Source organism: Enterococcus sp. AZ063 (assembly GCF_051715045.1).
GTDB lineage: Bacteria > Bacillota > Bacilli > Lactobacillales > Enterococcaceae > Enterococcus_D > Enterococcus_D casseliflavus.
Window position 1 is genome coordinate 1 of sequence record NZ_JBIOTA010000001.1, and the last position, 12335, is coordinate 12335.

11 protein-coding genes are annotated in these 12335 nt (G+C 43.7%); all 11 read left to right on the forward strand.

Translation table 11 applies throughout. From position 1 onward, the window contains the following. The 11 genes from dnaA to rplI all read left to right on the forward strand — a co-directional run bounded on the left by dnaA (window position 1) and on the right by rplI (window position 12241). Window positions 1–1338, forward strand: coding sequence for a chromosomal replication initiator protein DnaA (gene dnaA / locus IGK61_RS00005; protein WP_015508676.1), 1338 nt, complete (start codon window positions 1–3; stop codon window positions 1336–1338). Window positions 1339–1497: 159 nt separating this feature from the next. Continuing rightward, window positions 1498–2628 (forward strand): DNA polymerase III subunit beta, encoded by a 1131-nt coding sequence (gene dnaN / locus IGK61_RS00010; RefSeq protein ID WP_005226354.1) that lies wholly within the window; start codon window positions 1498–1500, stop codon window positions 2626–2628. A 222-nt stretch (window positions 2629–2850) separates the two neighbouring features. Then, window positions 2851–3090 carry a S4 domain-containing protein YaaA gene (gene yaaA, locus IGK61_RS00015; protein WP_008376781.1) on the forward strand — a complete coding sequence of 80 codons (240 nt, stop codon included), beginning with the start codon at window positions 2851–2853 and terminating at the stop codon, window positions 3088–3090. After that, window positions 3077–4189, forward strand: a complete 1113-nt coding sequence (gene recF / locus IGK61_RS00020) for a DNA replication/repair protein RecF (protein WP_010748471.1) — start codon at window positions 3077–3079, stop codon at window positions 4187–4189. Before yaaA ends, recF begins: the two co-directional genes overlap by 14 nt. Before the next feature lie 5 nt (window positions 4190–4194). Then, window positions 4195–6144, forward strand: a complete 1950-nt coding sequence (gene gyrB / locus IGK61_RS00025) for a DNA topoisomerase (ATP-hydrolyzing) subunit B (RefSeq protein ID WP_005226359.1) — start codon at window positions 4195–4197, stop codon at window positions 6142–6144. A gap of 23 nt (window positions 6145–6167) precedes the next feature. Further along, window positions 6168–8693, forward strand: coding sequence for a DNA gyrase subunit A (gene gyrA / locus IGK61_RS00030; RefSeq protein WP_010748472.1), 2526 nt, complete (start codon window positions 6168–6170; stop codon window positions 8691–8693). 263 nt (window positions 8694–8956) lie between these two features. Continuing rightward, window positions 8957–9256 carry a 30S ribosomal protein S6 gene (gene rpsF, locus IGK61_RS00035; protein ID WP_005226363.1) on the forward strand — a complete coding sequence of 100 codons (300 nt, stop codon included), beginning with the start codon at window positions 8957–8959 and terminating at the stop codon, window positions 9254–9256. Window positions 9257–9299: 43 nt separating this feature from the next. Continuing rightward, a complete protein-coding gene (gene ssb / locus IGK61_RS00040) occupies window positions 9300–9824 on the forward strand; it encodes a single-stranded DNA-binding protein (RefSeq protein WP_005226365.1) in 525 nt (174 codons plus the stop codon). Window positions 9825–9847: 23 nt separating this feature from the next. Beyond that, the gene (rpsR, locus tag IGK61_RS00045; RefSeq protein ID WP_005226367.1) at window positions 9848–10084 is read left to right on the forward strand and encodes a 30S ribosomal protein S18; all 237 of its coding nucleotides are present in this window, start codon (window positions 9848–9850) and stop codon (window positions 10082–10084) included. A gap of 240 nt (window positions 10085–10324) precedes the next feature. Next, window positions 10325–11773 carry a DHH family phosphoesterase gene (locus IGK61_RS00050; protein ID WP_015508681.1) on the forward strand — a complete coding sequence of 483 codons (1449 nt, stop codon included), beginning with the start codon at window positions 10325–10327 and terminating at the stop codon, window positions 11771–11773. A gap of 15 nt (window positions 11774–11788) precedes the next feature. After that, complete coding sequence (rplI, locus tag IGK61_RS00055) at window positions 11789–12241, forward strand: 50S ribosomal protein L9 (RefSeq protein WP_005226371.1); 453 nt, start codon at window positions 11789–11791, stop codon at window positions 12239–12241. Window positions 12242–12335 lie beyond the last annotated feature (94 nt).

Below are 12335 nucleotides of genomic sequence, written 5' to 3' on the forward strand. Positions count from 1 at the left end.
ATGCCATCTGCTGATTCTATTTGGCAAGATCTTCAACGTTCCTTTAAAGAAGAGCTGAATCCGGCCAGTTATAGTGCTTGGATCGAGACTGCCAATGTCTTGTCGTTTGAAAAAAATCAGCTGCTGATCGAAGTACCCAGCGATCTTCATAAATCTTATTGGGAAAAAAATCTAGCTGCCAAAATTGTTGAAATGGGATTTATGAAAACTGGTGAAGAATTGATTCCTAGTTTTGTGACTGTCGAAGAAGCAGAAGCTTTAAAAACAGCCCCTTCTACTATTCAAACAGCTGCAGAAGAAAACGAGCGGCCGCCGAAATCGATCTTAAATGAAAAATACACATTTGATACCTTTGTCATCGGGAAAGGCAATCAGATGGCCCACGCTGCTGCTTTAGTTGTTGCAGAAGATCCTGGGTCTATTTATAATCCGCTGTTCTTCTATGGTGGCGTTGGTTTAGGGAAAACCCACTTGATGCACGCGATCGGTCATCAAATGTTGCTGAAACGTCCCAATGCCAAAATCAAGTATGTTAGTAGTGAAAATTTCACCAATGATTTCATTACTTCTATTCAAAAGAACAAAATGGAAGATTTCCGAAACGAATACCGCAATGTTGATCTTTTGCTGGTGGATGATATTCAATTCTTAGTCAATAAAGAAGGAACCCAAGAAGAATTCTTTAATACCTTCGAAGAACTGTATCGCAATAATAAACAGATCGTCCTGACAAGTGATCGTTTGCCAAATGAAATCCCGACTTTGCCGGAACGTTTGGTTTCCCGTTTTGCTTGGGGCTTATCCGTTGATATCACCCCGCCGGATCTAGAGACGCGGACTGCGATTTTGCGGAAAAAAGCCGAAGCCGAACGCTTGGAGATCCCCGACGATACGTTAAGTTATATCGCTGGGCAGATCGATTCGAATATCCGGGAACTTGAAGGAGCACTCGTGCGGGTGCAAGCTTTTGCTACGATGCAAAACTCAGACATTACAACGAGCTTGGCAGCTGAAGCCATCAAAGCCTTGAAATCAAGCCATGGCTCGACCCAAGTTTCGATTTTGCAGATCCAAGAAGAAGTCGCAAAATACTATCACATTCATGTCAATGATCTAAAAGGGAAAAAACGGGTCAAAGGCATCGTGGTCCCACGCCAGATCGCGATGTATCTCTCTCGAGAATTGACCGATAGTTCTTTACCAAAAATCGGCGGCGAATTTGGCGGCAAAGACCATACAACGGTCATTCATGCCCATGAAAAAATTCAGCATTTAGTCGAAACAGATCCCACGATCAAAAATGAGATCGCTGAAATCAAACAAATCCTCTTCAGCTGATCTGTGGATAAGAAAAGAAGAACCAAAAAAGTTGTCCACAAGTTATTCACAGGCATTTTCGTTAGTCTAATCACTCTTTTCTCGAGTTATCCACATTACTAACAAGCCTATTACTACTATTACTTTTATTTAATAACTATAAATTAAAGGAGTATCGCTATGAAGCTAACTTTAAACCGAACAGAGTTCATGCAAGAATTACAAACTGTCCAACGGGCGATTTCAACCAAAACCACCATCCCGATCTTAACTGGAGTAAAATTATCCCTTTCCGAAAAAGGATTGACCATGACTGGGAGCAACGCCGATATTTCCATTGAAACTTTTTTGAGTGTGGAAAACGAAAAAGCGCAAATGCAAATCGAAAAAACAGGAGCGATCGTTTTACAAGCACGTTTCTTCAGCGAAATTGTTCGTCGTTTACCTGAAAGTACCTTAACGTTAGAAGTTTTAGACAATAATCAAGTAGCGATCACTTCTGGAAAAGCCAACTTTACCGTCAACGGCTTGGATGCCGATAGTTATCCACATTTACCAGTTGTCGAAAGTCAAGATTCGATCGAGATTCCAGCGCACGTATTGAATAAGGTCGTTAGTGAAACAGTCTTTGCGGTTTCGCAACACGAAAGCCGTCCGATCTTGACTGGGGTCCACTTTGTCTTAGAAAATCAAAAATTATTAGCTGTTGCGACGGACTCACACCGTTTGAGCCAACGGGTGATTCCATTGGAAAGCGGAGAAACAGCCTTCAACATCGTGATTCCTGGCAAAAGCTTAACGGAACTTTCTCGTTCCTTAACAGATGAAGAAGAAGCGATCCAAATCAGCATTATGGATAACCAAGTGTTGTTCCAAACGAAAACCATGAAATTCTATTCTCGTTTATTGGAAGGAACTTACCCAGATACCAACCGTCTGATTCCTTCAAGCTTCAATACTGAGATTGAATTTTCTGTCCCAGAATTGTTACAAGCCATCGAACGGGCGTCATTGCTTTCTCATGAAGGCCGTAACAACATCGTTCGTTTGGCGATCTCCGAAGAAGCCGTTGTCTTATATGGAAACTCACCAGAAATCGGGAAAGTGGAAGAAGATCTTTCTTTTGAAAAAGTGACCGGCGACCCATTAGAGATCTCTTTCAATCCTGACTATATGAAAGCAGCACTACGAGCCTTTGGTGACACCAGCATCGTGATCCGCTTTATCTCAGCGATCCGTCCCTTTACGTTGGAGCCAACAGAGAGCAAAGGCAGCTTTATCCAGCTGATCACACCGGTGCGGACCAACTAGTTTTTCATATCTTTTGAAAAAAGTTGAAACAATCATCTGAAAATGAATAAATGAGTTAAAAGGGCTTAAAATCGTTTTTAAGCCCTTTTTTCTATTTTTGCTTCTTTTTTGTCTAAAAGCAGTAAGTCTTCTGAGAGTGAAAAATATGCCGATGAATTTGTTTTCTTGGCAAAAAAAGAGTATAATAGAGCTAAACGCTCTTTGATAGAATTGAGGGGAATTATGAAAATGCAAATACCGTTAGAAACGGAATACATGACACTTGGACAAATGCTCAAAGAAGTCAGTGTGATCAGCAGCGGCGGCCAAGCGAAATGGTACCTTGCAGAGCACACCGTTTTTGTCGACGGCGAGCCAGAAAATCGACGAGGGCGCAAATTGTATGCGGGAATGCGTGTTGAGCTACCTGATGAAGGTACTTTTTTTATGGTGAAGAAGGAAGACGCCGATGCGGCTGAATGAGTTGCATTTAAGCAATTATCGGAACTATGATTCGCTGACACTGACTTTTGAGAAAGGTCTGGTCATTTTTTTAGGCGAAAACGCGCAAGGAAAAACCAATATTTTAGAAAGCATCTATGTATTGGCGATGACCAAAAGCCACCGCACCTCCAGCGAGCAAGAGCTTATCCGCTGGGACACAGAAGGGGCGCGGATCTCTGGCAGTGTCAGTCGGGGACGCTCAACGATCCCGTTAGAACTGTTTTTGTCAAAAAAAGGACGAAAAACGAAAGTAAACCACATTGAGCAAAAAAAGCTCAGTAGTTACATAGGGCAGCTGAATGTCATTTTATTTGCTCCAGAAGACCTCTCCCTTGTAAAAGGAAGTCCCCAAGTCCGCCGCAAATTTCTCGATATGGAAATTGGGCAGATCGATCCAATCTATCTCTATGATCTCGTTCAATACCAATCCGTTTTGAAACAGCGCAATCAATACTTAAAACAGCTGAATGAAAAAAAACAGACCGATGAGATCTATTTAGATGTTTTAACGGAACAGCTGGTGGCTTTCGGCAGTAAAATCATTTTAGCCAGACAACGATTTGTTCAGCGCTTGGCGTATTGGGCAAATCAGCTGCACCAAAAGATCAGCCAAGGAAAAGAAACCTTGCAGATCGACTACTTATCGAATGTGCCTGGTGAGGCGAGTACGCTGGAGGAGATCCAACAGCAATTTGTCAAAGCCTTGGCACTAGTCAAAGACCGTGAACGATTTCGGCAAGTCACGTTGGCAGGTCCCCATCGAGACGATCTGGATTTTTTGATCAATGAGAAAAATGTTCAGACCTTTGGTTCGCAAGGACAGCAGCGAACGACCGCCTTAAGTGTTAAATTGGCAGAAATCGATTTGATGAAAGAAGAAACGGGGGAATATCCCGTCCTTTTATTAGATGACGTCATGAGTGAGCTGGATGATTCCCGACAACTGCATTTATTGGAGACCATTGAAGGAAAAGTTCAGACCTTTCTGACAACGACGACATTAGAACATGTGAAAGACAAAATGTCTGTGGAAGCAGAGATTTTTTATGTAGAGCAAGGACATATTAAAGGAGAATAGACTGAATGACAGAAGAAGAAAAAAGCTTAGTTGAACGTGCGAAAGCCTATGATGCCAGTCAGATCCAAGTGTTGGAAGGACTAGAAGCCGTCCGCAAACGACCTGGGATGTATATTGGTTCTACCAGTTCAGAAGGTTTGCACCACTTAGTATGGGAAATCGTCGATAACTCGATCGATGAAGCACTAGCAGGCTTTGCCTCAAGTATTCAAGTGATCATTGAACCAGATAATAGTATTACGGTCGTCGATGACGGTCGAGGGATCCCCGTTGATATCCAAGCCAAAACAGGCCGTCCAGCGGTAGAAACCGTCTTTACGATCCTGCATGCCGGCGGGAAATTCGGCGGTGGCGGCTACAAAGTATCTGGTGGACTGCACGGGGTAGGTTCCTCCGTCGTTAATGCGTTATCCACGACTTTAGACGTAAAAGTCTATAAAGAAGGCAAAGTGTATTATCAAGAATACCATCGTGGGGCAGTCGTTGATGACTTGAAAGTGATCGATGAAACCGACCGCCACGGAACGACCGTCCACTTTGTTCCAGATCCAGAGATCTTTACGGAAACAACCGTATTCAATTTTGATAAATTAGCGACACGGGTTCGGGAATTAGCCTTCTTGAACCGTGGCTTAAAAATCTCGATCGAAGACAAACGGGAAGAAAAACCCGTCTTGAAAGAATATCATTACGACGGCGGGATCAAGAGCTATGTGGAGCATTTGAATGCAAGTAAGACAGTGATTTTCCCAGATCCGATCTACTTAGAAGGAGAACAACAAGGAATCACGGTTGAAGTTTCCATGCAATATACCGATAGCTACCACAGCAACCTGTTGAGTTTTGCCAACAACATCCATACCTATGAAGGCGGAACCCATGAATTCGGGTTTAAGACTGCCTTGACACGGGTGATCAACGATTACGCCCGCAAGTCAAAATTGATGAAAGAAAACGACGAAAACCTGACCGGAGAAGATGTTCGGGAAGGATTGACGGCAGTTATCTCTATCAAGCATCCAGATCCTCAGTTTGAGGGACAAACGAAAACCAAATTAGGAAATTCGGAAGTGCGGACAGTCACTGATCGTCTTTTTTCCGAACATTTCACGAAATTCTTGATGGAAAACCCGAATGTGGGTCGTCAAGTCGTGGAAAAAGGACTTTTGGCATCAAAAGCCCGTCAAGCAGCCAAACGTGCCCGAGAAATGACTCGCCGAAAAGGTGCGTTAGAAATCAGTAACTTACCTGGGAAATTAGCCGACTGTTCCAGTAATGATCCAGAAAAGTGCGAATTGTTTATCGTCGAAGGAGATTCTGCCGGCGGTTCAGCAAAACAAGGCCGCAGTCGCGAATTCCAAGCGATCTTACCGATCCGTGGGAAAATTTTAAATGTCGAAAAAGCCAGCATGGACAAAATCTTAGCAAACGAAGAGATCCGTTCGCTGTTTACGGCAATGGGAACTGGGTTTGGTGCTGATTTTGATGTAGCAAAAGCCCGTTACCACAAGCTAGTTATCATGACCGATGCCGATGTCGATGGTGCCCATATCCGGACCCTACTTTTGACGCTGTTCTATCGTTATATGCGTCCAATCGTTGAAGCTGGTTATGTCTATATCGCACAACCGCCATTGTACGGTGTCAAACAAGGGAAAAATATCCACTATATCCAACCCGGCAAGAATGCCGAACAAGATTTGAAAAATACGATTGAATCACTGCCTGCGACACCAAAACCAACGGTTCAACGCTACAAAGGTCTAGGGGAAATGGATGACCACCAGTTATGGGAAACCACGATGGACCCTGAAAACCGGATGATGCTGCGGGTCAGCGTAGATGATGCCATAGAAGCCGATCAAATTTTTGAAATGCTGATGGGGGATCGCGTCGAACCAAGACGGGCCTTTATCGAAGAAAACGCGCACTACGTGAAAAATCTTGACATCTAGCCAATCGTAGAGGAGGAAACAGCTTGAGTGAAGAAGCAAAACAAAATATTCATGACGTCAATCTGACCAGTGAAATGCGCGAGTCCTTTATCGATTATGCAATGAGTGTAATTGTTGCTAGGGCTTTACCAGATGTGCGGGATGGCTTAAAGCCGGTTCACCGCCGAATTTTATATGGAATGAATGAATTAGGGGTCACACCAGACAAGCCCCATAAAAAATCAGCCCGGATCGTCGGCGATGTCATGGGGAAATACCATCCCCATGGGGACAGTGCGATCTATGAATCAATGGTGCGGATGGCACAGCCCTTTAGCTATCGCTACATGCTAGTCGATGGCCACGGAAACTTTGGTTCAGTCGATGGTGACGGTGCCGCTGCGATGCGGTATACCGAAGCCCGCATGAGTAAACTAGCGATGGAGATGCTGCGGGACATCAACAAAGATACCGTTGATTTCCAAAGCAACTATGATGATACAGAACGAGAACCAGCGGTATTACCTGCCCGCTTCCCGAACCTTTTGGTCAACGGGACGACTGGGATCGCTGTTGGGATGGCGACCAATATCCCGCCTCATAACTTGAATGAAGTCATTGCCGCCATCGATCTATTGATGGAAAATCCAGAAGTCACAACGAGTGAATTGATGGAAGTCCTACCAGGACCAGACTTCCCAACTGGCGGGATCGTGATGGGAAAATCCGGTATTCGCCGTGCCTATGAAACAGGGAAAGGTTCGATCACTGTTCGCGGAAAAGTCGAAGTGACTGAAATGCCCAACGGCAAAGAACGGATCTTAGTGACTGAATTGCCATATATGGTCAATAAAGCGAAGTTGATCGAACGGATCTCTGAGCTGCACCGTGACAAACGGATCGAAGGAATCACCGATCTGCGGGATGAATCGTCTCGTGAAGGCATGCGGATCGTGATCGACGTTCGTCGCGACGTCAGTGCGTCGGTGATCTTAAACAATCTCTACAAAATGACTGCACTGCAATCTTCTTTTGGCTTTAATATGTTAGCCATTGAAAAAGGCGTGCCGAAGATTTTGAGCTTGAAACGAATTTTAGAAAACTACATCGAGCACCAACAAGAAGTGGTGACTCGTCGGACACAGTTTGATAAAAACAAAGCAGAAGCTCGTGCCCACATCTTGGAAGGATTACGGATCGCATTGGATCATATCGATGAGATCATTGCTTTGATCCGAGCATCAAATTCTGATGATGAAGCGAAAAATAGCATGATGGAGCGCTTCAAATTGTCCGATCGCCAAGCGCAAGCGATTTTAGATATGCGTTTGCGTCGCTTGACTGGTTTGGAACGCGACAAGATCGAAAACGAGTACCAAGGCTTGTTAGAATTTATCGCTGATTTGACAGACATTTTAGCAAATCCACAACGGGTCCTAGAAATCATCCAAACGGAGTTGCAAGAATTAGGCCAACGCTTTGGCGATGATCGGCGAACTGAATTATTGGTTGGAGAAGTCTTGAGTCTTGAAGATGAAGATTTGATCGAAGAAGAAGAAATCGTCATTACCTTGACGAACAATGGGTACATCAAACGAGTAGCTAAGTCTGAATTCCGTGCACAACGCCGCGGCGGACGTGGCGTTCAAGGAATGGGGATCCACGATGAAGATTTCGTGAAGACATTGGTTTCTTGTTCGACTCATGACACATTACTGTTCTTCACCAATAAAGGGAAAGTTTACAAAGCCAAAGGCTATGAAATTCCTGAGTATGGTCGGGCAGCCAAAGGGATCCCTGTGATCAATCTCCTAGGGATCGATTCTAGCGAACGGATCGAAGCGATCATTTCGGCTTCTGGTGGGCCTCAAGAAGGACGCTACTTGTTCTTCACGACGCGTCTAGGTGTGGTCAAACGGACCTCAGTGACGGCCTTTTCAAATATCCGTGCCAATGGTCTGATTGCGATCGGTCTTCGGGAAAATGATGAGTTGGTCAACGTGATCGAAACCCATGGCGAAGATGTCGTGATCATTGGAACCCACGATGGTTACTCTGTGACCTTCAAAGAAGCCCTTGTGCGGGATATGGGTCGGACAGCTGCTGGTGTGCGAGGCATTCGTCTAAGAGATGGAGACTACGTGGTAGGCGCTGCAGTGATCACAGAAGACAGTGAAGTCTTGGTCATCACTGAGAACGGCTATGGCAAGCGTACCAAAGGCTCTGAATACCCAATCAAAGGTCGTGGCGGAAAAGGGATCAAAACAGCCAACATTACGGCGAAAAATGGTCCATTAGCCGGCTTGACGACGGTCAGCGGTGAGGAAGACATCATGGTGATCACCGATAAAGGCGTCTTGATTCGTTTCAATGTAGCGACTGTTTCCCAAACTGGTCGGGCAACCTTAGGGGTTCGTTTGATGAAGATGGAAAACAATGCCAAAGTAGTGACGATGGCAACGGTTGAACCAGAAGTCGAAGAAGAACTAGCGACTGCTGAAGAAACAGCGGTACAAGACGTACCAGTTGTGGAAGAAGCAACGGAAGACACCACGGATACACAAGAATAAGCAATACGTTTTCTAGGAAGACAGCAAGCTGCGAACCTGCAGCTTGCTGTCTTCTTACTCTTTTTCAAAAAATCGGCAGCAGCTGACGTATTTATCAGTGTAAGCGATTGTTTGCGGTGATGGGTAGATGCAGGGACGCAAAAAAATAGCTTGCAGTAGGGACGAAAAAAGTGTATAATAATTATTTGTGAGTAGTCTAATTAGACCACTCTCTCTGCTCCTAGAAAACTAGGGGCCAAAGTCCACAGGGAGGTGAAAAATCAATGGAAAACACGAAATATGAGATCTTATATATCATTCGTCCAAACATTGATGAAGAAGCAAAAGCCGCATTGATCGCTCGTTTTGACTCAATCTTAACTGATAACGGCGCTGAAGTTATCGAATCAAAAGATTGGCAAAAACGCCGTCTAGCGTATGAAATGGATGGATTCCGTGAGGGTATCTATCACATCGTTAAAGTTTCTTCTTCAACAACTGCAAGTGCAATCAACGAGTTTGACCGTCTTGCGAAAATCAATGATGACATTATCCGTCACATGATTGTCAAAGAAGAAGCATAATATTGTTTCACATGAAACAAAAGCGATGAGGAGATGATGAACTTTGATTAATAATGTTGTACTAGTAGGAAGACTAACCAAAGATCCTGATTTACGTTACACTTCTAATGGCACTGGTGTCGCAACTTTTACCTTGGCGGTAAACCGCAATTTTACCAACCAAAGTGGAGAGCGCGAAGCTGATTTCATCAACTGTGTTATTTGGAGAAAACCAGCGGAAACATTAGCAAACTATGCACGCAAAGGAACTTTATTAGGGGTTACTGGACGTATTCAAACCCGTTCATACGACAACCAACAAGGCCAACGTGTTTATGTAACAGAAGTCGTTGCTGACAACTTCCAATTATTAGAATCGCGAAATGCTTCCGAGCAAAGACGCACAACTGATAGCGGATCTGGCAGTAACAATACGTATAACTCAAACAGTTCTTCTGGATTTGGTAACAATAACTCAAATCAAACTCAATCCTCTCAACCATCAGGAATGCCTAATTTTGATCGAGACAACTCCGATCCATTCGGAAACTCATCAATCGACATTTCAGACGATGATTTACCATTCTAAGAAATTGATAGGAGGGAAATAGGATGGCACAACAAAGAAGAGGCGGACGCAAACGTCGTAAAGTAGACTACATTGCTGCAAACCATATTGAACATATCGATTATAAAGATATTGAATTACTAAAACGTTTCATTTCAGAACGCGGTAAAATCTTACCACGTCGTGTAACTGGTACTGGTGCGAAAAACCAACGCAAACTTACCATTGCAATCAAACGTGCGCGTATCATGGGATTACTTCCATTCGTAGGCGAAGAATAAATCAAATGATTTTCATTGACAAGTTTCTTTTGAAGCTTGTCAATTTTTTTATCCATCGAAGAGTAACTTGTTATTTTATATATAGATAGAATAACGAATGATAGAAAATTTTTCCTGGTTGGTTCACCAAAAAAGTTTCACGTGGAACTTTTTTGCATCAATCGCCTATTTGATTGTTTTGTGGTAAAATAAAGAACAAAGCTTCAAAAAAATGGGATGATACATTGAGGGGTAAAAAAGATGGCAGCAATTGGGTTGATTTCAATTGATAATTACGATGATTTGATTGAGAAAAAAGACGACAAACAAGTTTCTTATTTGAACTCGCTGATCACGACATTGATTTCTGATTGGGCAAGTGAGAATCATGTTTTTTACAAACGAATCAATTCCGAGCGGTTTCTTTTCGTCGCGAAGTATTCAGATATTGAGCGGATGAAGGAAGAAAAATTCCAATTTTTGACTAGAGTACGGCAAGTTGCGGAAAAAAATGATCTGCCATTAACAATCAGTATGGGGATCTCCTATGGGGAAGAGTCTTTTGAAGAGATCGGGGAAGTGGCACAAAACAATCTCGACATTGCGTTAGTTCGCGGCGGTGATCAAGTCGTTTTAAAAGAAGCCAAAGAAGAAGCGAAACCGCAATTCTTTGGTGGCAATACAGACGGCACACCCAAGAGAACGCGTGTTCGTTCTCGTGCCATGAGTACGGCGTTGAGAAAGATTTTTGCTGAAAACCAGCGGATCTTTATCATGGGTCATCGTTACCCAGACATGGATGCCTTAGGTTCGGCTTTTGGGGTGGCTTACATGGCGATGATGAGCGATAAAGAATGCTACATCATTTTAAATCCAAAAGAGATCACCGCAGACATTCAGCGGGCATTGGAAGAATTGAAAAAATACCCCGAGCTGGAACGATTTGTGATCACTGGGGAAGAAGCAGTTAATTTATCAAATGAAGAAAGTGTGCTAGTGATGGTAGATTACCATAAGCCATCGATGTCGATCTCGCAAGCGGTCTATGATGAATTTGACAAAATCGCAGTGATCGATCACCATCGTCGCGGGGATGAGTTTCCCGATAAGCCACTATTGACGTACATTGAATCTTCCGCGTCTTCGGCATCGGAACTGGTAGCAGAATTAATCCAGTATCGTGCTTCTCGCAGATCGCAAGTCCCGAAATTTATTACGACTTCTTTATTAGCGGGCATCTACGTGGATACGAAGAACTTCACGGTGCGAACCACTGGTCGGACCTTTGATATTGCTGGTTATTTGAAAAACCAAGGCGCAGATACGTCATTGGTTCAATACATGTTGAGTACGGATCTCGATTCCTATTTGATGATCAGTGAACTGGTTTCTCGCAGCCAGCATTTCCGAGAAGATATCGTGATTGCTGCAGCGGATGAAGATCGGGTGTACGATAGTGTCACCGTTGCGAAAGCGGCCGATACTCTGCTATCGATCAATGGGATCCATGCCGCATTTGTCATTACGAAACAACCAGGAGATTTGATCGGTATCAGTGCTAGAAGCACTGGTAAAGTCAATGTACAAACCTTGATGGAGGCATTAGGCGGCGGCGGACATTTTACCAACGCAGCCACGCAAATAAAGAACAGCAGCATTGGTGATGTAGAAAACCAGCTGCGAGCGGAATTAACGAAAAATGAACAATAACAAGGAGTGACCAAGATGAAAGTTATTTTCTTACAAGATGTCAAAGGTAAAGGCAAAAAAGGCGATATCAAGGAAGTCCCTAATGGCTACGCACAAAACTTTCTGATCAAAAACAACTTAGCCAAACCTGCCAACAATGAAAGCATGGCAGAATTAAAAGGCAAACAAAAAGCCAAAGAAAAACAAGACGCAGAAGTCTTAGCAGAAGCGAAAGAGTTAAAAGCACTTCTTGAAAAAGAAGAAACCGTTGTGAAGATCAATGCCAAAGCAGGGGAAGATGGCCGCTTGTTCGGTTCGATCCCATCAAAACAAATCGCAGATGCCTTGAACAAGCAATACAAAATCAAAATCGACAAACGCAAAATCGAATTGGATCAGCCGATCCGTGCATTAGGCTTTACGCAAGTACCTGTAAAATTGCACCCACAAGTAACAGCAACGATCAATGTTCATACCATCCAAGAATAAGCATTACTCCCAACAGTCACATGTTGGGGTTTTTTTCGGCAAACGTCCAAGCAATCTTGTACTTTGGATGGGAATCTTGTAGAATGAATGGACG